25 protein-coding genes and 1 pseudogene are annotated in these 23,291 nt (G+C 44.2%); 17 read left to right on the top strand and 9 right to left on the bottom strand.

What is annotated here, in order from left to right:
- Positions 1 to 122: 122 nt before the first annotated feature.
- Entirely contained in the window at positions 123 to 1,892 is a 1,770-nt protein-coding gene (locus AM228_RS21525) for a tetratricopeptide repeat protein (RefSeq protein ID WP_054469004.1), read from the top strand.
- Positions 1,893 to 2,078: 186 nt separating this feature from the next.
- Here the strand turns inward: AM228_RS21525 and amt are convergent, their stop codons facing one another.
- The 3 genes from amt to AM228_RS36945 all read right to left on the bottom strand — a co-directional run bounded on the left by amt (position 2,079) and on the right by AM228_RS36945 (position 4,541).
- Positions 2,079 to 3,731 (bottom strand): ammonium transporter, encoded by a 1,653-nt coding sequence (amt, locus tag AM228_RS21520; protein ID WP_231636895.1) that lies wholly within the window; start codon positions 3,729 to 3,731, stop codon positions 2,079 to 2,081.
- A gap of 300 nt (positions 3,732 to 4,031) precedes the next feature.
- Entirely contained in the window at positions 4,032 to 4,268 is a 237-nt protein-coding gene (locus tag AM228_RS31180) for a WD40 repeat domain-containing protein (RefSeq protein ID WP_082348991.1), read from the bottom strand.
- Positions 4,269 to 4,490: 222 nt separating this feature from the next.
- Positions 4,491 to 4,541 carry a hypothetical protein gene (locus tag AM228_RS36945; RefSeq protein ID WP_354636444.1) on the bottom strand — a complete coding sequence of 17 codons (51 nt, stop codon included), beginning with the start codon at positions 4,539 to 4,541 and terminating at the stop codon, positions 4,491 to 4,493.
- A 28-nt stretch (positions 4,542 to 4,569) separates the two neighbouring features.
- Between AM228_RS36945 and AM228_RS36320 the strand changes: the two genes are divergently transcribed.
- On the top strand, positions 4,570 to 4,692 hold the full coding sequence (locus AM228_RS36320; RefSeq protein ID WP_255353239.1) for a hypothetical protein: 123 nt from the start codon (positions 4,570 to 4,572) through the stop codon (positions 4,690 to 4,692).
- Positions 4,693 to 4,712: 20 nt separating this feature from the next.
- Here the strand turns inward: AM228_RS36320 and AM228_RS21515 are convergent, their stop codons facing one another.
- A complete protein-coding gene (locus tag AM228_RS21515) occupies positions 4,713 to 5,006 on the bottom strand; it encodes a WD40 repeat domain-containing protein (RefSeq protein ID WP_054469003.1) in 294 nt (97 codons plus the stop codon).
- Between the two features lie 332 nt (positions 5,007 to 5,338).
- Here AM228_RS21515 and AM228_RS21510 point away from each other — a divergent pair, with 332 nt between their 5' ends.
- Positions 5,339 to 6,214, top strand: a complete 876-nt coding sequence (locus tag AM228_RS21510; protein ID WP_054469011.1) for a DUF5895 domain-containing protein — start codon at positions 5,339 to 5,341, stop codon at positions 6,212 to 6,214.
- A 132-nt stretch (positions 6,215 to 6,346) separates the two neighbouring features.
- On the opposite strand, the gene AM228_RS21505 is transcribed toward AM228_RS21510, so the two are convergent.
- Positions 6,347 to 6,712, bottom strand: a complete 366-nt coding sequence (locus tag AM228_RS21505) for a hypothetical protein (protein ID WP_054469002.1) — start codon at positions 6,710 to 6,712, stop codon at positions 6,347 to 6,349.
- Positions 6,684 to 6,887, bottom strand: coding sequence for a hypothetical protein (locus tag AM228_RS21500; protein ID WP_054469001.1), 204 nt, complete (start codon positions 6,885 to 6,887; stop codon positions 6,684 to 6,686). Before AM228_RS21500 ends, AM228_RS21505 begins: the two co-directional genes overlap by 29 nt.
- A gap of 200 nt (positions 6,888 to 7,087) precedes the next feature.
- Between AM228_RS21500 and AM228_RS33255 the strand changes: the two genes are divergently transcribed.
- The 3 genes from AM228_RS33255 to AM228_RS34440 all read left to right on the top strand — a co-directional run bounded on the left by AM228_RS33255 (position 7,088) and on the right by AM228_RS34440 (position 11,409).
- Positions 7,088 to 7,252 (top strand): hypothetical protein, encoded by a 165-nt coding sequence (locus AM228_RS33255; RefSeq protein WP_156331958.1) that lies wholly within the window; start codon positions 7,088 to 7,090, stop codon positions 7,250 to 7,252.
- 540 nt (positions 7,253 to 7,792) lie between these two features.
- Positions 7,793 to 9,739, top strand: a complete 1,947-nt coding sequence (locus AM228_RS21495; RefSeq protein WP_054469000.1) for a hypothetical protein — start codon at positions 7,793 to 7,795, stop codon at positions 9,737 to 9,739.
- Between the two features lie 1,022 nt (positions 9,740 to 10,761).
- Positions 10,762 to 11,409 carry a hypothetical protein gene (locus AM228_RS34440; protein ID WP_197285358.1) on the top strand — a complete coding sequence of 216 codons (648 nt, stop codon included), beginning with the start codon at positions 10,762 to 10,764 and terminating at the stop codon, positions 11,407 to 11,409.
- Positions 11,410 to 12,396: 987 nt separating this feature from the next.
- On the opposite strand, the gene AM228_RS21485 is transcribed toward AM228_RS34440, so the two are convergent.
- Positions 12,397 to 12,624, bottom strand: coding sequence for a hypothetical protein (locus AM228_RS21485; RefSeq protein WP_054468999.1), 228 nt, complete (start codon positions 12,622 to 12,624; stop codon positions 12,397 to 12,399).
- A gap of 392 nt (positions 12,625 to 13,016) precedes the next feature.
- On the opposite strand from AM228_RS21485, the gene AM228_RS21480 reads away from it, so the two are divergent.
- The 4 genes from AM228_RS21480 (at position 13,017) to AM228_RS21465 (ending at position 16,671) form a co-directional block, all read left to right on the top strand.
- On the top strand, positions 13,017 to 14,633 hold the full coding sequence (locus tag AM228_RS21480; protein WP_054468998.1) for a class I SAM-dependent DNA methyltransferase: 1,617 nt from the start codon (positions 13,017 to 13,019) through the stop codon (positions 14,631 to 14,633).
- Complete coding sequence (locus tag AM228_RS21475) at positions 14,633 to 14,959, top strand: element excision factor XisH family protein (RefSeq protein ID WP_369817789.1); 327 nt, start codon at positions 14,633 to 14,635, stop codon at positions 14,957 to 14,959. The genes AM228_RS21480 and AM228_RS21475 overlap by 1 nt, the downstream gene beginning before the upstream one ends.
- A 77-nt stretch (positions 14,960 to 15,036) precedes the next feature.
- Positions 15,037 to 15,372 carry a XisI protein gene (locus AM228_RS21470; RefSeq protein ID WP_054468997.1) on the top strand — a complete coding sequence of 112 codons (336 nt, stop codon included), beginning with the start codon at positions 15,037 to 15,039 and terminating at the stop codon, positions 15,370 to 15,372.
- A 69-nt stretch (positions 15,373 to 15,441) separates the two neighbouring features.
- Positions 15,442 to 16,671 (top strand): restriction endonuclease subunit S, encoded by a 1,230-nt coding sequence (locus tag AM228_RS21465; protein WP_054468996.1) that lies wholly within the window; start codon positions 15,442 to 15,444, stop codon positions 16,669 to 16,671.
- A 23-nt stretch (positions 16,672 to 16,694) separates the two neighbouring features.
- Here the strand turns inward: AM228_RS21465 and AM228_RS33250 are convergent, their stop codons facing one another.
- Entirely contained in the window at positions 16,695 to 16,850 is a 156-nt protein-coding gene (locus AM228_RS33250) for a hypothetical protein (protein WP_156331957.1), read from the bottom strand.
- Between the two features lie 353 nt (positions 16,851 to 17,203).
- Between AM228_RS33250 and AM228_RS21460 the strand changes: the two genes are divergently transcribed.
- Entirely contained in the window at positions 17,204 to 20,344 is a 3,141-nt protein-coding gene (locus AM228_RS21460; protein WP_054468995.1) for a type I restriction endonuclease subunit R, read from the top strand.
- On the opposite strand, the gene AM228_RS35575 is transcribed toward AM228_RS21460, so the two are convergent.
- On the bottom strand, positions 20,297 to 20,551 hold the full coding sequence (locus AM228_RS35575) for a hypothetical protein (protein ID WP_156331956.1): 255 nt from the start codon (positions 20,549 to 20,551) through the stop codon (positions 20,297 to 20,299). The two genes, AM228_RS21460 and AM228_RS35575, sit on opposite strands and share 48 nt — an antisense overlap.
- Positions 20,552 to 20,646: 95 nt before the next feature.
- Here AM228_RS35575 and AM228_RS21455 point away from each other — a divergent pair, with 95 nt between their 5' ends.
- The 6 genes and pseudogenes from AM228_RS21455 to AM228_RS33240 all read left to right on the top strand — a co-directional run bounded on the left by AM228_RS21455 (position 20,647) and on the right by AM228_RS33240 (position 23,201).
- Positions 20,647 to 20,877, top strand: a complete 231-nt coding sequence (locus tag AM228_RS21455; protein WP_054468994.1) for a type II toxin-antitoxin system Phd/YefM family antitoxin — start codon at positions 20,647 to 20,649, stop codon at positions 20,875 to 20,877.
- A 22-nt stretch (positions 20,878 to 20,899) separates the two neighbouring features.
- The gene (locus AM228_RS21450; RefSeq protein ID WP_313890626.1) at positions 20,900 to 21,199 is read left to right on the top strand and encodes a PIN domain-containing protein; all 300 of its coding nucleotides are present in this window, start codon (positions 20,900 to 20,902) and stop codon (positions 21,197 to 21,199) included.
- A gap of 287 nt (positions 21,200 to 21,486) precedes the next feature.
- A pseudogene (locus AM228_RS35570) lies at positions 21,487 to 22,434 on the top strand (DNA-methyltransferase).
- Between the two features lie 123 nt (positions 22,435 to 22,557).
- Positions 22,558 to 22,767: a restriction endonuclease gene (locus AM228_RS35565; protein WP_369817791.1), complete on the top strand. Its 210-nt coding sequence runs from the start codon at positions 22,558 to 22,560 to the stop codon at positions 22,765 to 22,767.
- A gap of 17 nt (positions 22,768 to 22,784) precedes the next feature.
- Complete coding sequence (locus tag AM228_RS35560) at positions 22,785 to 22,985, top strand: hypothetical protein (protein ID WP_231636894.1); 201 nt, start codon at positions 22,785 to 22,787, stop codon at positions 22,983 to 22,985.
- A 57-nt stretch (positions 22,986 to 23,042) separates the two neighbouring features.
- Complete coding sequence (locus AM228_RS33240) at positions 23,043 to 23,201, top strand: hypothetical protein (protein ID WP_156331955.1); 159 nt, start codon at positions 23,043 to 23,045, stop codon at positions 23,199 to 23,201.
- Positions 23,202 to 23,291 lie beyond the last annotated feature (90 nt).

The raw sequence follows: 23,291 nt of genomic DNA, 5'->3' as shown, positions 1-23,291 counted from the left end.
AATGGCGATTTTTTCCTGTAGGGGCGAAGCATTCGCGCCGCCATCTAGGATTTTTCCCGTAAACATAAAGCCGCGAATGCTTCGCCCCTACACCAATGAGGTATCGAGTCAGGGAATACATCATGGAAAATGAAGAAATTAACGACACCATCAATAATCCCGCACAACAAAATCAAGATAATTATGATGATTTACTGGTTTCCATTGAAGCGGGTCAAGGACAGTTAAATCTATTAATTGCCGTTGCCGATGACCCAGCATTGCGTCAAAAAATTATCGATGAATATGAAGCAGAATTACCGCCAACGATTCGGGCTTATCGGGTAGAATTGGCGAGGGAAGAACCGAGTTTAAGGGCAGCGGTTGCTTCCGTGGTAGAAACTGATGAGTATTTACGTCAAGGTGGGGCAGCGGTGGTGACTGTCACCGGGGCAGAAAAACTGTTATTTTTGAAATTTGGCGATGGTTCTGAAGATACAAAATCGCAACAAGAGAAATTTTTCGGCTATTTACAATGGACTCGCGAAGCCTTACGCCAATTTCCTTTTTCCATTGTCCTCTGGGTGACAGCCCAACTTGAGAAAGAGTTAGCCAAAAAATCCCCGGATTTTTGGAGTTGGCGCAAAGGGGTGTTTCGTTTCCAGTCAACGACGAAAGCGGCGATTTCTAGTCGAGAACTGTCGGAAATGTTGCCATTCATAGAAACTCGCTTATTTTCTGAGTCTGATGACCCAGAGGATTTTTTGTTGCCTTTGGCAGACTTGCAACACCTGATTACCCAAACGGAACAGCAACGAGGACTGAAATATCCGAGTTTAAGTAGTCTTTATGCCAGCATGGGGAAACTGTATAAAAATAGATTGGAAAGAGGGGAATGTCAGGACTATTTGCAAGAACAAGCTTTAGCCATTGAGTATTTTCAAAAGGCGATTGATTTGCAAAAAAAACTGGGCGATCGCGCTGGCATGGCAATCAGTTGGGTACAATTAGGAGATATCCAACGAAATCGCGGCAATTGGGACGAAGCGGAGAAACTCTATCGGCAATCTTTGGAAATAGAAACCGAATTGGGCGATCGCGCTAGGATGGCTTCCAGTTGGGCAAGTTTGGGAAATATTGAACGATTTCGCGGCAATTGGGACGAAGCGGAGAAACTCTATCGGCAATCTTTGGAAATAGAAACCGAATTGGGCGATCTCGCTGGGATGGCTTCCAGTTGGGGAGTTTTGGGAGATATCCAACGAAATCGTGGCCATTGGGATGAAGCGGAGAAACTCTATCGGCAATCTTTGGATTTGAGAACCGAATTGGGCGATCTCGCTGGGATGGCTTCCAGTTGGGGAGTTTTGGGAGATATCCAACGAAATCGTGGCAATTGGGATGAAGCGGAGAAACTCTATCGGGAATCTTTGTATTTGAGAACCGAATTGGGTCAAGAACTTGAGTTGGCTGATAGCTTGAACAACCTGGCAGGTCTCTACGAGTCCCAAGGGCGATATGAATCAGCGGAACTGTTGTTAGTGCAAGCCTTGGAGATGAGAAAGCGCATCCTCGGAGTTAATCATCCCGATGTGGCGAGTTCCTTAAACAACCTGGCAAATCTCTACTACTCCCAAGGGCGATATGAAGAGGCGGAACCGTTGTATCTGCAAGCCTTGAAGATGAAAAAGCGCATCCTCGGAGTTAATCATCCCGATGTGGCGAGTTCCTTAAACAACCTGGCAAGTCTCTACTCCTCCCAAGGGCGATATGAACAAGCGGAACCATTGTATGTGCAAACCTTGGAGATATTTAAGCGCATTCTGGGAGAAAATCATCCTCATACGATCGCTGTTCAGAAAAATTTAGACCGTTTTCGGGATGAAATGCAGGCAAAAATGAATCAAGATTGATTTGTGGTTATTGTGCAATCAAATCCGCTGAACAATTAATTGTCAAATCGGGCTAAAATCGACTGGGTTAAAACTCGCGGCTATATGAATAAAACATAAAACCCGCTGTAACGCGGGTTTTATATCCTAGTCCCTGAATAGAAACATCAGTTGATCGAAAAAATCCGACCAAGATTGGGAATTTCTCTAGGTCTTATCGACACTCAAGCCAGAAGCAAAGTCCTTACCATAACCTTCTTCGCCGTGCTCGTTGATATCCATCCCTTGGTCTTCGATCGCAGATTTCACCCGCAATTCCATAAAAATGCTCAGAATTTTGAGAATAACAAAAGTACCAACAGCGGCAAAAATATAGGTGGCCACAACACCCAAAATTTGAATCAACAACAAACTAGGATTGCCAAATAGCAAGCCATTATTGCCAAATTCGTTAACACTTTTTGTGGCAAAAATCCCGGTTAAAATTGCTCCGATTGTCCCGCCCACACCGTGAACTGGATAGGTATCCAAAGAGTCATCAAACTGCAATTTAGCTCGGAAACTGACCGCATAGAAACAGCAAACCGAAGTAATAGAACCAATCAGCAGCGCACCGATGGGATGAACGTAACCGGCGGCTGGAGTAATACCCACCAATCCTGCCAGGAAGCCACTAGCAATCCCCACAGCGGTTGGTTTGTTGCGAAGTATCCATTCTAAAATTACCCAGGTCAGACCCCCAGCGGCGGCGGAAATGATCGTGGTGACACAAGCAACGGCGGCCAGAGAACCGGAGGCTAAAGCGCTGCCGCCATTGAAACCCAGCCAACCAAACCAGAGCAAACCAATCCCCAACAAAACATAAGGCACGTTATGGGGGGCGTGGGGTTTGATCATAAAGTCTTTGCGCGGGCCGATCATCCAAGCGGCGACTACGGCGGAAATCCCAGAACTAATGTGAACCACTGTTCCGCCAGCAAAATCCAGGGCACCGATCGCACCTAGCCAGCCTCTTCCCCAAACCCAGTGGGCCAAGGGAGCGTAAATAAACGTAGACCAGAGAATAATGAACCAGAAATAGGCTTTAAAACTCATGCGTTCCACGATCGCCCCGGAAATCAAAGCCGGGGTGATGATGGCAAACATCATCTGGTAAACCATAAAAACTTGGTGGGGAACCGTGGGGGCGTAGCCAACGGGATCGGGCGTTGCAGCGGTGACATTGTTTAAACCGATCCAGTCCAAACCACCAATAAACGCTTCCAGACCTTTACCAAATTCCGGTGCTTGCACCGACACATCAAAAGCGAGGCTGTAGCCCCAGAGAACCCAAGTCACTCCAACTAATGCCATCAGGATCATGCTCATCATCATAGTGTTGAGCACGTTGCGCGATCGCACCAAACCGCCGTAAAAAAATGCTAATCCTGGTGTCATCAGCAGCACCAACCCCGTAGAAACCAGCATCCAGGCGGTATCACCGCTGTTGATTTCCGGCTCTGGGGCTGCCGTCGTACTGCTGTCCACGTTAGTTTCTAATGCCGGTGCCGCTTGGGGTGCCATTATAGGAGCCGGTGCGGGGGTCGAGGTTGGTGCTGGAGTCCCATCACTTGCTGGTTGTTCCACCGGCATCTCATCGGCTGGTTGTTCCACCGGCATCTCATCGGCTGGCTGTTCCACCGGCATCTCATCAGTTGGCTGTTCCACCGGCATCTCATCAGTTGGTTGTTCTGCGGGACTGACGACTTCCGGCATTGCGGAATCCGGCATTGGTTCATCTTGGGATAAGCCATTTCCGATCAGGGGGATAACTATTGCCCACAGGGCGATCATCCCAACCATGAGGACTTTTTTAATCACTTTTTTACCCTTTTGTATAGAATTTTCTCCATAGATGACTTTGCATTGCAGCAATTTTATCTCTGGTATTCCGTATTTTTTGATACAGAATTGCTATTTTTTTGTTTATAAAATTATTAAATTTTTTGTCGCCCCAATTTTAATTTTATCCCTGGTATTCCGTATTTTTTGCTACAGATTTTTGCTTTTTTGGCTTAGATAATGTCACTTTTATGCCTATTATGGCTGTCATTATAGCGGAAGAAGACATGGCAACCGAGGGACAGATGCTTTCACCGTGTCCCTGACTTAAACTTGGTTTTAATCTAACTGAAATACTTGAATCGTTTTATCCTCACCGGCACTCGCTAATATTTTACTATCAGGACTAAATGCCACGGCAAAAACATAATTATTGTCGGGAATAGTCGCAATATTTTTACCCGTTAAATCCCATAATTTTACGGCTTTATCCACACTGGCAGTGGCGAATATTTCCCCATCAGGACTAAAGGCTAAACCTCGAACTCCGTCATTATGATCGGTAAAACTTTGGATTAATTTCCCAGTTTTTCCTTGCCTTTAATTCTACCATCTAAAAGAATCCCTACCCACTGGCTAAGATAAAATCTGATGCTATTTTTTTTTCAGATTTCTTTTGCCACATAAGGGGCGGACTAAAAGCGACACATTCTACCGGGGCAGAATGGTCGGTCATGGTTGTAATTAATTCACCAGTTTGGATCTGCCAAAGTTTGATCGTTTTATCCCAAAGAATCCCTACCCACTGGCTAATATTTCTCCATATGGACTAATGGCAATGGATAAAATCGGTTTGGTATGACCTGTGAAGGTAGCGATGGCGCATCCGCGCCGCTTCGCGATCGCCTCTCCGGTTTGCCAATTCCATAATTTAATAGTTTTAGCCCAAAGAATCCCTACCCACTGGCCAAAATTGGGCGATCGCCGCGATCGGCACTAAAAGCCACCGCTTCCACTGGTTTAGAATGTCCCATCAGGGTTTGGATCTCCTCCCCGGTCTTCGGATCCCAAAGTTTCACTATCGGTACTACCACTGGCTAAAATATGACCATCTGGACTAAAAGCCACCCCATTGACAAAATCCTCGTGACCGATCGGGGTTTTACCCTCTTTCCCAGTTCTGGCATTCCAGAGTTGGATGGTGCCATCAATACTACTACTGGCGATCGTCTCACCATCGGCACTAAAAGCCAACCCCAGCACTGGCGCCGAATGACCCGTCAAAGTATTTACAGATTGCCAAGTTTGAATCATGTTGTCATCACTTCACTAAAATTTACGATTGGGAAATTTAGAATTTAGAGTCTAGAGTTTAGAGTTTAGAAGAGAATAGAAAAAATCTTTTCTCTTCCACTGGCTGACCCTGCCATCGTAGGGGATGAACGCATTCGGGCAATAATTTCTCTTGTTAACCCCCAAATCTAATCCCCGAATGCGCCGACCCGTGCAAATGGGATAGAATCATCTTCCCAACGTTTTGCACTCTTGACGCCACAAGATACTTGTCTGTCAAGGAACCTCAACGTAGAATCTTGAGGACTTATTGTTTTCTGTAAAATCACCAATAAACAACTATGCCAAAACCTATGAAGTCATCTGCAACTTTTGATTTTGAAGATGAGAAATTTCAAGCCCCCCCTTCAGACGTACTCCCCTGGTGTCAGATGATCAATCCTCGTGCCGGGACTGATGGACTGACCAGTTATGGTTTGGCCATAAAACTGGACAATGCGGAAGCCATTGGTTTTACTCCTGATGAGAATTGGCAGGAAGTAGAACATGAATTTAGCACTGGAGATGTGGAGAATTTATATATCTCGACCACTCCGAGACTGGTGATTGTGCGACGGGGTGCCGTTTGTATTAAAAATAGGGAAACTGGTGCGACCATTGGCCGACTCATGGATCATTATGATGAATTTATGGCCGATCGCCTCAAATTTAAAACCTTTACCCGTCATCTCATTTTCTTTGTCGGACGGGACAAAAAATTCCTGCACCAATCGCCCTTACGCTTAAGTATTAGTGGGGCAGCGGGGGCTAGTTTTGGCAACTCCTACCGCATGGTGAAAGGAGGACAAGCAGTCAGTGGGTTTACGGTGGAATTAGAAAAAGCTTATGCAGAATTTCGCCAACAACCCTTTGGTCAAAAAAGCCCGCTGTTTCATGCTCATGGGATTTTCTGCCCATTGATTCAACCGGAAACTAGAGGCATTGGAGCGAACAAAGCCCTGGTTGCTACTACTGTGGATTATGAGCACCCAATGGGGGCGAATTTCCAAGATTATATTATTGCCTCGAATTCCGAAGAATCGTCAATTATTCAAGAGACTTTTGAGCAATACGAAGACTTTGGTCAAGACATTCCTAAGACGGAACCCGAAAAGCCAGATACTCCGTCCCCAATTGGCAGTTCCTACACCTTTGCCGGAGAAGAATATGAGTATGAACCGCTTTATTAAGCCATGACGCCAAGACAGTAATTATGGCTTCACTGAGAACTGTATAGTCGATGGTCAAATAATTAGGGCGAGTAGATTGTCTGCTCACCCTAGGATGATGGATTTTTGAGTAAATTTTATGGGTAAATACTATCAGTTAATAGAGGTTTTAGGCGACTGTAGAAAATTACAACCAAAATTTTCATAAGAGTCTTTTTTTTGGATTTTGCCATCGGCGGCGTAGGGATCCATGACATTGTGATATTTTCTAGCCAGGGTGATAGTTTTGGGTAAGACTCCCGCTATGGCTAAGGTATCGTCGGGGAGGGGAGAAGTCCCTGGTTCATTCTGAAAAAAATTATCCAAGAGATGTAAAATTTTTTGCGATCGCATTAAAGGGTCGGAAAATTTAACTAAATCTTGCATATATTGAATCCACTGTTGTCTAGTATCTAATGCTTGATGACTTTCTTGATAAGAAAATAACTGATTAAAAGATATATTTCCAATGATAATCACTACAGTCTATGTCTAATAGTCCACCGACCGCCGCACCTGGTCCGACTAACTCCGCATGATACCGTTTACAGAGAATTAAACCTCCCTTTGATCCAGGGGCGATCGCCATCATATGACCATTGCGTAAATAATTCAAAACCGTTTTGCTATTGATTTCACCTTGAATTTTAAGCATTTTTTTAATCACTGGAAAATATATTTGTTTTGACCATTATCTGAAAAGGAAGTTATTAACGCTGTGATATCAGCTATTCATCCATCGTGATTATTCCGTCATCATCTTGTAATCCAAGTAATGAATCTCCAGTGATGCACATCCCTATTGCCAGTGATTGAGATCATAAGCAGTAGCACTGACAATGGGCAGTAAGCAAAATGATTGCAGAAAGCAAGAAAGAGTTTTCAGTCCCCACGGCAGCCATAGCCGCAACAGGAAAGAGATGGAAAGCAAGGAGTAACAACCAGTCTTTTGGCAAATATGGGATGCTTCGGGAAAATTTTGATGGCATTCAAGCGATCGCCAGATTCCCCCCAGATTAAATCGAGGTGATTTCGTAAAAATACTGAGTCAATACCGGCTCAGTTACAGGATTTCAGTCAGCCAGAAAACAATCAGAGATTTCACTTTTTAGAACTTAAAATCACTTTGGCTCAAAGTGAAGTTATTGGGAGAATGATTGGAGCCAGTACCGAGAGAGTCTTAGAGATCGATTTGTACAGATGTAGAAATTAAACATAAGACATAAGACATAAGACATAATACATAAGACATAATACATAATACATCAGACATAAGATATAATATATAAAAAAATAAAATTTGATGAGCTTCCAGGAATTTTCTGTATCCTGGGCGACGAGATTCCAAGTGATTTGCCCGGTTTTAGTTAAATTTTTCCCAACAGGGAACAAAGGCATAAGCATCAAACGTCTGGCAACGCCAGAACATTATCTGCCATAACTGTGGCGAGAAATGTGGCGAGAAATAAAATTGCTCCAGCCATAAGTTTATGGTGGGAAAACAAGCAGGGTGGCTATATGATTGATATTTGTATCAACTAGGCATTGGGAGCTTTTTGCGTGAGTTTAAATCAGTTTGCTTTACGTCTTGGTTTTATTACCTGTGTGAGTGCTGCGATCGCTTTGCGGCCAGACGTAAGTCTCGCGAATGCGGACAAATTAGAGGGGGTCAAACCCGCCGTTTGGTCGGCTGACTTTTCCGAAATCGAAAATAATCTGGAAAATAATCTGGAAAATAATCTGGAAAATAATAATTCAGCAACATCACCCTCACCGATGGCTCTGCAACCGCTTGCTCAGGGGGGACAGGGACAGCTATACACCCAAGAAGAACTCCAACTGCTGCTCTCAGTGCTAGAACAAATTCAAGCATTACGCCTCCGACCCCAACAAACCACAGAGATTAATACTCTAATTCGCCAGCTTAAACAACTCCAAACCCAAGGGGCGGATCAGGTTGAACTGTCCTCCCAGCAGTTAGAGCAAGTGCAAGCCTTACTCGAATCCCTCACCGAAGCGGAAATCGAACGCATCGATGCCTCCTTGGGAGAGGAGTCTGTAGAAGTTGCGGTGTTCACCCAAGCCGAACTCCAAAGCACCCTATCAATATTAAAAGGAATACAAGAACTCAGACTCAGACCGCAACAAAGCCAGCTTATTCAATCTCTGATTTCTGAACTAGAACAACTAGCCGCTACGGAGCAAGCGGAGGTGTTAATTACCGGAGAACGCGCCAGAGAAATTCAGGCAATTATCAATTCTTTGACTCCCGAAGAAGAAGAGCGCTTAAATCAGGTCGTTGAGTTACCGGCATCAGATTATCGGTTAACCGCCGCCGAGTTGGCTGATTTAATCTCAATTCTCCAAGCATTGGAAAAACTGGATTTAACTGCCGATCAAAGTCAGCAAAATCAACAGTTAATCACTGAATTGCAGGCACTCCAAGGGCAAGAGGCGATCGAACTCTCATTATCCCAAGTTGAACGGGTCAATAGCTTACTTAATTCTTTGACCCCTGAGCAAATTGCTCAGTTAGAAGGTTCCCTGCCTAACCTGCCTCCAGGTCGAATTTTAACCATCGAAGAACTTGATGAGCTAATTGCCTTTTTGCAAGCCGCCAAAAATCAACAACTTTCCCCAGCACAACTGGCAGAAATTAACAAATGGTTGCCGGTTCTCGAAGAGTTACAAGCCCAGGGACGCAATGAAGTGATCCTCACTGGCCCGCAGGTACTCGGTTTACTGCAATTGCTGGATTCTTTTACTCAAGCACAGTTGCGGAAAATCACCCGGGAAATTGGCGGAGCAGGTATAGCGCCCTCCGTGAGCGTTCAAACCCCGATTGGTTTTGGCGGCTACTGGCGGACAGGTTCAGCGGGGATCGTCTTCGTTCACCGCACTCGTTTTACCCGAAAAGCCGATGCTTCCTTTGCCGCCAGCATTGGCTTGGGCGACCCGGAAACCTCAGTGGGTTTAGATGCGTCAGTAGCAATTACCGGCTGGAGTAACGATCTGGGAGAACAAGATAATGCTGGGGGCGGCTCCCTGAGTCTGCAACTCAGCCGTAACCTGCCGAATAACTTTGGCATTGGCATTGGCGCCCAAAATATTGTGACTTGGCGATCGGGCGCCAGCGATAATGGCGAAAGTGTCTATGTAGTAGCGAGTAAACTTCTGCCCCTCAAACCTAACCTCAAAGAACCTTTTAGTTTAGCGATCTTATCTTTAGGTTTGGGGAATGGAATTTACCGTTTTGAAGATGATTTTAGCCCTAATGATGACTGGGGTGGCACTCCGTTTAATGTCTTTGGCAGCGCGGCAGTTAATTTGTCAGAAAATGTGAATGGCATTGTGGAATGGACTGGTCAAGACTTGACCTTGGGATTATCGGTGGTTCCGTTCAAAAAAGTTCCTTTAGTGTTTACGCCGTCATTTATTGATGTGACCGGATCTGCCGGGGATGGGATGAGATTCAATGCTAGTTTAGTCTATAGCATTGCTTTTTAAGAAAACCAAATCGTGTACCTTTGACTACCTGAAATCCAGGAGATATTGTCAAAGCAATACAACGTAACGATTAACCATTTAGGTGGGCATCGCCCACCCCCCCCTATAAGTGGAGACTAAATCCTAGATTGACTAAGTTCTTGACTAAGTAAGATTCATTTAAAGCTTTCATTGTCTACATCGCTACCCAAAACATATTTTCCCTCTAAGGAAAATTTCAAAAATGATCTTTGGCAAGCATGAGGTCAAACGAGATCGCCAACTAATGTTTTTCGCCAATTTTGTTTGTCCTAAATTTTTGCCTAAATATCCTAAATATTTTTCGGTAATGATTCAGTAACTTAGGCAGAGGAAGTTTTGCCTTAAGTTGAGCGATCGCACACCATCTTTCCACCCTTTGGTGTTTGAGGTTGACCTCTGTAGTCATTCCTTTCTGGACAAATTTACTTAACCAATAATTTACCTCACGAATAACCTAACAAATAAACTAACAAATATTTGTCAAGGTTGTAATGATAGGACAAATTTTAAACCGCTCGATCAGCGATCGCTAGTTGATGCCACCAGCTTCCGAATAACCGACCAAATCAAGCTTTACTGACAAAATAAGATTGATTTTTTGAGTTACCAAATGCTTGGGTCAAAAAAATAAGCAATATTCCTGAAGTTTGTCCGCACCCCATGAAGATGAAGATAGGGTGAATGACATTTGCTGGGAAATGATGTGCGATCGTGCATCTTTCGCGATCCAAGAGTCAACCAAAGCCATCCAAGGGATCTAGCTAGGGCAACCGATCGCACAACCGCATCTGAACATTATTCATTCAGATAGGGTGATTCAGTTCTTGGTATTTTTCTCTCAACGAGTGTTTATATTCTTGCGAAGGGAATGAGTCCAGATCCGTCGAATTATTTGGCCATCTAATGTCCAAGTAAGCCCGACACCAATGTCCACAGGAAACGCTATCAACCCGCCTCGTTTCCTCCCCAACCATATTGGGTTTATTGCGGGATTTTGGACTATGAACAAACAACAGCGATTCTCCAATCTAAAAGCGCCAGTCAAAAACTTGGTTATCAGCGGTTTAGTCGCCGCTGCTGGCGCGATCTCCACAGTAGTGGGATCCACCACTCCAGCTAACGCACAAAATTCTCCGGTGTCACCTGCGCCCACAACCCCCACGTCACCACTTAATCCTAACTTGGGTGGGACAGAAACTCCAACGCCTACGGTAACGCCGACCCCGACCCCGACGCCTACGGTAACGCCAACCCCGACCCCGACCCCGACGCCTACGGTAACGCCAACCCCGACCCCGACCCCGACGCCTACGGTAACGCCAACCCCAACGCCGACGCCGACGCCTACGGTAACGCCAACCCCAACGCCGACGCCGACACCTACGGTAACGCCGACGCCCACGCCTACGGAAACGCCTACGCCCACGCCCACGCCCACCCCTGAGTCCAGTGATGGTCTCTCTATATTTGACAATTGGCCACTACGTCGGGCAAGAAATTTTTCCAGTAAGAAACGTATTCGCTATTTTGAAATTACTCTTGGCGATATGGTGCGGTATAAATTAACCGGCTATCGTAATCTTGGTCCCGGTGCCGGTCAGCCGATTCGGTGGTACTTTGACCAGGAAAGAGGTAACGACCAGAACTAATTGGCTGTGTCAGATATACGTTTTCATTCTGAAACTTATAGGACTTACGCAGATCGGGCGATTAAATACTATCCGTAGGGCGGGCAAAAATTTTCCCTCTACCCGTAGGGTCAGAGCGTAAGTCCTGACTTAATTAAAGCCTCGGTTTTAGTCCCAATTAGTTAATCAGATACTTTCCAGCCTATCTCTGTTGGGGGTAGGCTGTTTTCTCTTTCTAAGCTTTTGTGACGCTTGTTTTACACTTTTTTTATACCAATTTTAAAAACTCCTGCTACAATTCCAATGGTTATTTGGGCGCTTGGACGTAGCGCCCAAATTGTATGAATTTTTGTAAATATTATTACCAGTTTCAAAATAATCCACAGTCGGTTTTAACCGACTTGCGCTATTAGCCGGGGGTTGTAACCCCCGGCGGTTTATGTACCTTATTTTAATTTTTTTTTATTTTTTATGTTAATTTTTATTGGAAAAAATACTTGTTTATCATTTGATAAACCGCAAATTATGATATTTACTATATAATTTATTACAAAATAATATTCTTAAAATAATGAATTTAATTTTGTTTTATTTTAAATCTTAAAAAAGTCTTAAAATAAAACAAATAAGATATATATAAGTTTCCTCTGTGTCTCTGTGGTGCCATTCCTAACCACGTTTTATCCTGATATAAATAGCCTGGTTTTACCTATATATAAAAAACGGGCTATTTTTGTTTTTTCAGATCATGCCAGCCAATAGGGGCGCAATGGTTGCGCCCTGTTCGCAGTAAGTAACTTATTTGGACTTATTTAGACTTATTTAGTGGCGCGATCGGTTTGGTGAGCACTTGGTTAGTAACGCACCACAATTTCTATATGTTCATTAATGAATTTGTAGGGTGCGTTAGCGACAGCGTAACGCTTATTTCTGTATGTTCATTAATTAATTTTAGCCCAACTTTTAGCTTTGGCACGATTTAATTACCAAAGCATAGCGAACCTACTTTTAAAGGGTTTCTGGATCAATTCCCAGTTCCCGCAATTTGGCGAAAGCCCGATCGCGTTCTTCTTGGGCTTTATCTCGTTCAGCAAAAAAAGCAACTTGTTGTTGCAGGAGTTGTTTCAGATTGGTGACTAAACGCACAATTAAGCGATACTGGAGGGTATTTTCCGCGATCGGCTTACCATCGGAGTCGGGATAAAGGATATAAGGGGGGATAGAAGTTTGAACCATAGTCCCGGTGACAGCTAGTCAGGATTTGTGTATTATAACTAACCGGGCAAAGGGGAGCAGGGGGGGCTTTTGGGGTGTAGGGTGTAGGGTGTAGGGTGTAGGGTGTAGGGTGTAGGGTGTGGGGTGTGGGGGTGTGGGGGTGTGGGAAGTGTGGGAAGCCGCCATCGAAGTGTGGGAAGTGTGGGGCTTTTGGGGTGTAGGGTGTAGGGTGTAGGGTAAATCAATTATCAATTATCAATTATTAATTATTAATTATCAATTATCAATTATCAATTAGGTAGTTGATCAAGGCAGCTACGGCAATGTTAAGATTCCCACAGGCGGAAATATTGCCGTTAATTCCCTTTATTCAGGGTTCACTACAGCCTTTTGTCCTTGCGATCGTCTAAAAGATGCCGAAAAAACAATCTCAACCCAAAACCAACGAAACCTTAGAACAAAAGCTCTGGAAGTCTGCCGACAAACTCCGCAAAAACATGGACGCGGCAGAGTACAAGCATATTGTTCTGGGCTTAATTTTCCTGAAATATATCTCGGATGCCTTTGAAGTGCTGCATCACAAACTCATTTTAGGGGAGGGAGAGTATCAAGGCGCGGATCCGGAAGACAAAGACGAGTATCTCGCCGAGAATGTATTCTTTGTGCCATTAAAGGCCCGTTGGTTCTTTCTCCAAGCTCAGGGAAAACAGCCGAATATCGGCAAGTTAGTTGATGACGCAATGACCGCCATTGAACAGGAAAACCCCCACCTGAAAGGGATTTTACCCAAAGTCTACGCCCAGCAGAAACTGGATAAAAGTTCCTTGGGGGGATTAATCGACCTCATCGGTAGTGCTAAATTAGTCAGGGACAACAAAGCCACCCCCGAACAACTGAACCTAGACTTAGACCAAAACGCGCAAAAACTCAGCCAAGGGGACATATTAGGCCGCGTTTATGAATATTTCCTGGGAGAATTTGCCCTCGCAGAAGGGAAGAAAGGGGGACAGTTTTACACCCCAGAAAGTATTGTGAAATTATTGGTGGAGATGGTCGAACCTTACGAGGGGCGGGTGTTTGACCCTTGCTGTGGGTCTGGGGGAATGTTCGTCTGGAGTGAAAAATTTGTCCAGCACCATCGAGGCCGAATGGATAATATCTCCATTTACGGCCAGGAGAGCAACGAGACGACTTGGCGACTGTGTAAGATGAATTTAGCCATTCGGGGAATTGATACCTCTCAGATTAAATGGAATGGGGAGGGGTCTTTTCTCAATGATGCTCACCCAGATTTAAAGGCTGATTTTATCTTAGCGAATCCGCCTTTTAATGATAGTGATTGGAGTGGGGAACTGTTGCGGAAAGATGGACGCTGGCAGTATGGAGTTCCCCCAGAAGGAAATGCTAATTTTGCTTGGGTACAGCATTTTATTTATCATTTGGCACCGACAGGCAGCGCGGGGTTTGTTTTGTCCAATGGGTCCTTATCTTCTAATACGGGAGGAGAGGGGGAAATTCGCCGCGCTATTGTAGAGGCGGATTTAGTGGATTGTATTGTTATGTTACCCACCCAGTTATTTTTTAATACGGGGATTCCGGCCTGTTTGTGGTTGCTGAGTCGTCGCAAAAACGGCAATCGAAACCGGGAACGTCGGGGAGAGGTTTTATTTATCGATGCCTCGGAGTTGGGGTATATGGTGAATCGCCGCAATCGGGCGTTTTCCGATGAAGATATCGCTAAGGTTGCCGAGACTTATCATCAATGGAAACGGAAGGGGGGCAAATATCACGATATTAAGGGATTTTGTAAGTCGGCAAAGTTGGCAGAGATTGAAAAGCACAATTTTGTTTTAACTCCGGGGCGTTATGTGGGGATTCCTGATGAGGAGGACGATGGGATTCTGTTTGAGGAGCAGATGGCAGAGTTAACCCAAGAGTTAGGGGAACAAATGCGGGAGGGGGCAATTTTGGATGAGGAAATTAAGCGGCAGTTGGCAAAGGTGGGGTTTAAAATTGAGGAGGGGGATTAATGCCTGCTAAGGATATTTACCATGATGCGGTGAGAAATGCTTTAATTAAGGAAGGGTGGACTATTACTGATGATCCTTTGATTTTGTCGATTGGCAAAAGAGATTTATTTGTAGATTTAGGGGCAGAGAAGTTAATTACGGCGGAGAAAGATCATCAAAAAATTGCTGTAACAATTAAAAGTTTTATCGGTAAATCGCGGATTGACGATCTGGAAAAAGCCCTGGGACAATATATTCTTTATGATGAGATTATGATGGACAAGCAAGAGAATAGAATGCTCTATCTGGCGATAAAAAAATCAGCTTATGAAGATATTTTTGAGTAACCTATTGGGCGGTTACTTTTGCGACGAAATCTTGTTAAGTTGTTGGTGTTTGACGAGAAAAGAGAGGTGATTTTGGAATGGATACAATAGCTCAATATTATTCGATTATTTATCCAATTTTAAAGGAATATGCAGACCTTCCCTATCGTTTCGGGGAAGTTCAACGTCGTTTGATTGTGAGTGATGATAAAACTCACTATTTTTTTATGACTTGGGGATGGGAACGAGGAACTAGGATTCATGGTTGTATTGTTCATTTGGAGGTTGTGGGGGATAAAGTTTGGATTCATGAGGACGGTTTAGAGGATGGGATAGCGGATGATTTGTTACGAGCAGGAATTCCCCCAGAGAAAATTGTTTTGGGGTTTCATCCTCCAGAGGTACGACCTTATACGGGGTTTGCGGTGGGTTAAATCTGTGGGATAATCAGCGTTTGAGGGTTTAGATGGTTGGGTTCTTTTTTGTAAGGTGGAGTTTGAGTTATGAGTGAGTGGAAGGAAGTCTATCTGAATCAAGCTTTTGATATTTGCTCTGGTTTATCAAAACCTGCTCAAGATTTTGGGTCTGGATTTCCTTTTTTATCCTTCAAGACAGTTTTTGATAACTTTTTTGTCCCTAAAAACTTGCTCGAACTTGTCGAATCTAGTGATAAAGAAAGACATAGATGCTCAGTAAAGCGGGGCGATGTTTTTCTGACACGAACGAGTGAAACAGTAAAAGAGTTAGGGATGAGTTGTGTTGCATTAAAAGATTATGAAAATGCAACATTTAATGGTTTTACTAAGCGATTAAGACCTAATGGAAAATTTGAGATTGTTCCTGAATATGCAGGTTATTATTTTCGCTCGCCTAAATTTAGGGCTGAAGTAACGGCGCTGTCCTCTGCCTCAACCAGGGCAAGTTTAAATAATGAAATGCTAGGAAGGCTTAAAATTGTGCTGCCTAGCTGGGAAGAACAAAAACGAATAGCTGCCGTTTTATCCTGTCTAGATGATAAAATCGAAAACCTCAGAAAACAAAACGAAACCTTAGAAAAAATCGCGCAGACGCTATTTAAGCATTGGTTTATTGACTTTGAGTTTCCCAACGAAAACGGCCAACCCTATCGCTCCTCCGGTGGGGCGATGCAGCCTTCCGAGTTAGGCGCAATCCCCGCAGGTTGGCGCGTCGGTAAGTTGGGGGATGAATTTAATATATTAATGGGTCAATCTCCTGTCGGTTCAAGTTATAATCAGAATGGAGAAGGATTGATTTTCTTCCAAGGTCGAACAGATTTTGGTTTCAGGTTTCCAACAATACGGCTTTTTACAACTGAACCTAAAAGAATTGCTAACAAATTTGATGTTTTAGTAAGTGTACGCGCTCCAGTGGGTGATATTAATGTTGCTTTTGAAAAATGTTGTATTGGTCGGGGTTTGTCTGCTGTTAGTAGTAATCATCAGTCCTATTGTCTTTATAAATTAAAGTCATTTAAAAAGTTTTTTGATGTATTTGAATCTGAAGGAACTGTCTTTGGATCAGTGAATAAAACAAGCTTTAATGAGCTTAAATCAATAATACCAAATACAGAAATTATCCAAGCGTTTGAAGATATTGTTTCACCTATAGATAGAAAAAATTTTCTCAATGAAAACCAAATTCAAACCCTAACCAAAACCCGCGACACCCTCCTCCCTGAACTGATGAGTGGAAAACTCCGAATCCCCGAATAATATTTTTAAGTAGGTGAACATAATTAATTGCACTTTTCGTTCCCCACCATAAATCCTTGGATTCCCGCGTGTAGGAAGGAGCAGAGGTGCAGAGGTGCAGGGGTGCAGGGGTGCAGGGGAGAAGTCGTAGGGGCGAATGGCCATTCGCCCGTACAAAAGTCGTAGGGGCGAATGGCCATTCGCCCCTACAAGTTGAAAAAATATCACTATTCACTATTCACTATTCACTCTCTCCTCTGCTCCTCTGCGCCTCTGCTCCTCTGCTCCTCTAATGGGGTCTGTGGTGCATTTATTTCTGGCCACCTAATTAGATTGCATCAGAGAAAATAAGTTAGGGTTTTTCGGAGTTAATTTAAGCCCTAACCCACCCGACAAACCTTTTGGGCGTATGCAATACGCCCCTACAATTTTGGGGTTTATGGCATGAATCCCAATGCTGACCCGACAAACATTTTCATCTCGTTTATAGTGAAGTTGGGGTTTTACACCCAATGCACTCAAGCGCAACAACAAACCTAGTTTTTCCAAAGCGATGTCATACCTTAGCGAAGACTCTATAGAACAAAATGCCCTCGAACACTTAACCACCTTGGGTTACGACTACCGCAACGGCTACGATATCCAACCCAATGGCCCCCACTCAGAACGGGAAAATTTTAATCAAGTTGTCCCGATCGCCCGACTGAAAAAGGCTATCCACCGTTTAAACCCCCACATTCCCGCCGATAGCCAACAACAAGCCCTAACACAACTCCTCAACATCGCTACCCCCGACCTCCTCAACAATAACCAAACCTGCCACCAATACCTCACCGAAGGCATCACCGTAGAATTCCAACAAGAGGGAGAAACCAGAGGCGAACCCCTGCAAGTCATCGACTGGAAACACCCAGAAAATAACGAATTTCTCGCCGTTAACCAATTCACCGTCAGCGAAAACAACCACACACGCCGCCCGGATATCGTCCTATTTATTAACGGCCTGCCCCTAGTAGTGATTGAACTCAAAAACGCCGCCGACCCCCAAGCTACCGTTAAAAGTGCCTTTAACCAACTGCAAACCTATAAACAAGAAATCCCCAACCTCTTCACCTACAACGCCCTGCTGATCATCTCCGACGGCCTCACCGCCCGCCTGGGGTCCCTCTCCGCCGACTATAACCGCTTTCTCCCTTGGAAAGACCCCGACCACCCCAACTCCCCAGAAAACGAACTGGAAACCCTGATTAAACGAGTTCTCAACCCCGCCACCCTCCTAGACCTGATCCGCCACTTTACGGTTTTTGAACAAACCAAAACCATCAACCCAGAAACCGAAATTGTCCGGGTGCAAACGATAAAAAAAATAGCCGCCTATCACCAGTATGAAGCCGTCAATAAAGCCCTGGATTCCGTCCACCGGGCGGCCTCTGACCCCAAAAATCGCAAAGGCGGCGTTCTCTGGCATACCCAAGGAAGCGGAAAATCCCTGTCGATGGTCTTTTTAGCAGGAAAATTAGTCCTGAGTCTCGATAACCCCACCCTGGTTATTCTCACCGATCGCAACGACCTAGACGACCAACTGTTTGATACCTTCGCCGGATGCCGCCAACTCCTGCGCCAAGACCCCCAACAGGCCAACAACCGCGCCCAAGTGCGAGAACTCCTGAATGTGGGGTCGGGGGGGATTGTCTTTACCACGGTTCAGAAATTCGCCCCGGAAAACAACGAAACCCTCTATCCTCAAATTAGCAACCGTTCTAATATTGTTGTCCTTGCGGATGAAGCCCACCGCAGCCAATACGGTTTCAGAGCCCGACAAGTCACCCTCAAAGATGCAGCAGGAAACGAAATCGGCAAACAGACCAAATACGGCTTTGCTAAATATATCCGCGATGCCCTGCCTAATGCTACTTTTGTGGGCTTTACGGGAACTCCCATTGAACAAGGGGATAAAAACACCCCCGCTATCTTCGGCGACTATATCGACATCTACGATATCGCCCGTGCGGTGGAAGATGGGGCCACGGTTCCCATTTACTATGAAAGCCGCCTGGTGAAAGTAGATTTAGACGAAACGGGCCGCCAACTCCTCGATGAACTGGAGGAAGACTTAGCCTTTGAAGACCTAGACCAGACCCAAAAAGCCAAGGCCAAACAGACTCAACTGGATGCCATTGTAGGTTCTACCCAACGCCTCGCGATCATTGCCCAAGATATTGTCACCCACTTTGAGCAACGGCAAACCGCCAACCGAGGAAAAGGGATGATTGTTACGATGAGTCGCGCGATCGCAGCTAATCTCTATGAACAGATCGTCAAACTCCGTCCCCAGTGGCATGATGACGCGCTCAAAGGGGGAAAAATTAAAGTCGTGATGACCGCTGCTGCTGCCGATGAAGCCTCCCTCGTCCGCCACCATACCACCAAAACCCAACGGCAAATTCTGGCTCAACGGCTGAAAGACCCGGAGGACGGCCTAGAGTTAGCGATCGTCTGCGATATGTGGCTAACGGGGTTTGATGCGCCTGGGCTCCATACCCTGTATATTGACAAACCCCTCAAAGGTCATAATCTCATGCAGGCGATCGCACGGATTAACCGAGTCTACTTTGAGAAAACCGGGGGCTTGATTGTAGACTACCTGGGTTTAGCCGCCTATTTGAAAGAAGCCCTGGCCTTTTACTCTCAAAGTGGCGGCAAGGGTAGCCTCACCCTCGACCAAGACCAAGCCTTAGCGGTGTTTCTGGCTAAACTGGAGGTGGTCGAGCAGATTATGGCAGATTGTGACTACCAAAGTTATTACACCGCCGACACGAGAGCAAAACTAAACCTGCTCAAAACCGCCACCAACTACATCGCCCACCCTAGCCGAAAAAGCCGCTTTCAAGATGCAGTCCTCGCCCTCTCTAAAGCCTATTCTCTCGCGGTTCCCCATCCTGAAGCCTTGAGTCGGGCTGAGGCGGTGTCCTTTTTCCAAGCTATCCAAGGGAGTCTGAAAAAACTGGAATCTCGCAACGGCGGATTGAGCAATGGGGAGATCGAGATGGCTATTCGTCAGGTAGTGGATCAGGCGTTAGTGTCCGATGCGGTGGTGAACATCCTAGACGAAGCAGGCATCAAAAACTCCCATGTTTCGATTACCTCCGATGAATTCATGGCCGAAGTGCGGGGGATGGAACATCAGAACCTAGCGGTAGAAATCTTGACGCGGTTATTAAAGGACGAGATCCGGGCAAAAAGTCGCACCCAATTAGTCCAGAGTCGTCACCTCTGGGCCATGCTGGAGGAAGCCCTACGCCGCTATCAGAACCAAGCGATCGGCGTTGCAGAGGTACTTGAGGAGTTACTGGCGATCGCCAAAGAAACCCAGACCGCCCAACAACGGGGGGAAGAATTGGGACTGGAACCCTACGAACTCGCCTTTTATGAGGCTTTAGCCCAAAATAACAGCGCCAGGGAAGTGATGGGAAAAGATAAACTCCGAGAACTGGCGATTGTTTTAGTGCAGAGAATTCGCCAAAATGCCAGTATTGACTGGAACCTCAAAAGCAGTGTGCAGGCGAGAATGAAAGTTATGGTTAAACGTCTTTTGCGAGAGTATGGTTATCCCCCAGATATGCAGGCGCTGGCCGTTGAATTAGTTTTAGAACAGGCGGCCCTGTTGGTTGAGTTTGAGGCGATCGCGCCCTAGAGAGGAGCCCCCCTCACGAGGATCTGTATAAGTCCGCAACGGTGTTAAGAGAAGGAGAATTGGCCAGATTAGCGATCGCTGCGATCGGTATTGTAGATTTAAGTAGGTGAACATAATTAATTGCACTTTTCGTTCCCTACCGTAAATCATTGGATTCCCGCCTTCGCGGGAATGACAGTTTTTCTTCTGATATGGTTTGTAGTGCATTTATTTCTGCCCACCTACTTAATAGAAAACCGCTGTAAGCGATGCGGCATTTACATGATTTTTCACGGTTTATTTCACGGTTTAGGAGGTGACAAATGACAGAAATTACAACCCATGAACTGCCCCAAATTCTCCAGAATCTATTTATAGAAGTCGAACGGACTAAAACCCCGATTACGGTCATCCATGAAGGCAAACCCTTAGTGATTATCTATCCCGCTACTACCCCAGATCCCCGCCCCGCTTTTGGGGCAATGAAGGGAAGCGGTGAAATTTTAGGAGATATAATTACTCCAGAGCCTCAGCCCTGGAAGGTGTTAGAATGAAACTGCTGCTAGATATACCCACATTTGGCTGTGGTATTTACTGGGAGACCAACGCTTATCAAGCCAACTTCAAACTGCAATTGCCGATCCTAATACTGAACTTTGGCTGAGTCCAATTAGCATTTGGGAAACATTGATTTTAGCAGAAAAAGGCCGGATATCTTTACATCCTGACCCGATTACATGGGTTAACTTAGCTTTGAAAAGACTGAAAACTCGTGAAGCCGAGATGAATTATGCCATTGCTATTTTAAGTCGCCAGATTTCCCTACCCCATCAAGACCCAGCCGACCGATTTATTGTAGCTACAGCTATTTTCTGAGAGTCATCTAAGTGCTTTTCTGTTTGCTGAAACACTAAGCGATCGGCAAATTGTAAAGCTCCTGTTACATTCATTTAACTTAGACAGGCGAATCGATTTAACCATTATAGCTTAGTTGATGCCCGTCATTTTCCGTGATAATCTGACATTTAGTTAATATTTATTCACAAAACATCCGTCATAATCTGATTTTTAAGCTTATTTAAATCCCTGATGCTTATGGCATTGTGGTAATTGAGCAAAGTGGAGATTAAGAAATCTCAACAAAAGCAAGTAGGCTAAAAAATATGGTTAATCAGCTTTATTACGGGGACAACTTAGAAGTTTTAAGACGCTACATCAAAAATGAGTCCGTTGACTTATGTTATATCGATCCGCCTTTTAACTCTAAAGGTAATTATAATCAAATCTACAATAATATTGGTTCAGAGGACAAAGCACAAGCCCAAGCATTTATTGATACTTGGGAATGGGACGATCGCGCTATTCAAGGAATCCATGAAATTTTTGATAACTATCATGGCTTATTCACTCAGCAATGCATTGATTTAATTACAGGCTTAAGGAATGTTTTAAGAGAGGGCAGTTTGCTGGCTTATTTGGTCAGCATGACTTTAAGAATCACCGAAATTCATCGGGTTTTAAAACCTACCGGCAGTTTTTACTTACATTGCGATCCAACAGCTAGTCACTATTTAAAATTAGTATTAGATGCTGTTTTTTGCGTTCATATGGGCAATTTTCAAAATGAAATAATCTGGAGTTATAAAAAATGGGCAGTTGCAGAAAAAAGTTTTTCTATAAATCACGACATAATTTTATTTTACACCAAAAATGATAAAAAATCCTTATTTAACGTACTTTTAGAGTAACGTGCTGCATCAAATTTAAAACGGTTTGGAAGTAAAAAGATTGTTTCTCGACATGACAAAAGCGGAAAAAGAGTACCTTCACAAACAACAGATGAAGATGCTAAAGGAGTGAAAATGTCTGATGTTTGGAAAATTCCAATTATTGCACCATCAGCTAAAGAACGGTTAGGTTATCCAACCCAAAAACCAGAAGCATTATTAGAAAGAATCATTCAAGCCAGTTCTAATGAAAATGATATGGTATTAGATGCTTACTGTGGCTGTGGGACAACAGTTGCGGTTTCGCAAAGATTAAATCGACAATGGATCGGCATTGATATTACCTACCAAAGTATTAGTTTAATCTTAAAAAGATTAGACTAATACTTTGGTAAGGGAGTATTAGAACAAATTAAACTCAATGGGATTCCCAAAGATATAGAAAATGCCATAGCCTTAGCCAATAAAGCGGACGATCCCACTCGGAAATAATTTGAAAAATGGGCAATTTTAACTTACACCAATAACCGATCAGTCATTAACACCAAAAAAGAGTCAGATCAAGGAATTGATGGCGTTGTCTATTTTCAAGGCGATAAAAACGAACCAGAAAAAATAATTTTCCAAGTGAAATCTGGGAAAGTCAAATCCGGAAATATCCGAGACTTAATCGGAACCATGACCCTAGAAAATGCTAGTATTGCCATATCACCTTAGATAATCCCACCAAAGATATGCTAAAAACGGCAAAATATGCTGAATTTTATCGGAGTAAATACATGACTCAGAGTTATGATAAGATTCAGATTGTCACGGTTAAAGATATTATTGAAAATCAAGCCAGATTAAATATGCGTTTAAGCTATGAAGTGGTGAAAAGTGCAGAGAAACAAAAAGAAGTGGTTAAGCAGCTTGAGTTAGACACTCAATCATAAGCATTCGCACTAGAACTGGTGGGCAATTGAAAATTAACCAATAAAATTAACCCATGCTTGAATTTAATTTATGAATTGCCCACCCTACAAGCTACGAAGGCTGGTTTTGGTGGGCTACGACGCGGAATAAAGGCGATCGCTTTTATCCCAAAATCACTGCCGCGTCTCGTCCCACCCTACGAAGGATTTTCAGTGCGATCGCGACTGATGACATAATTTATAAAGTCAAAAAAATGTTAGGGCGGGCAAAAATTACCCACCCTAACATTTTATCATATTTAATGAACCATCAACCATCAACAGTTT

The organism is Planktothricoides sp. SR001, from assembly GCF_001276715.1.
In the GTDB taxonomy this organism is placed as follows: domain Bacteria; phylum Cyanobacteriota; class Cyanobacteriia; order Cyanobacteriales; family Laspinemataceae; genus Planktothricoides; species Planktothricoides raciborskii.
This window is presented reverse-complemented; position numbering and strand designations above follow the sequence as displayed.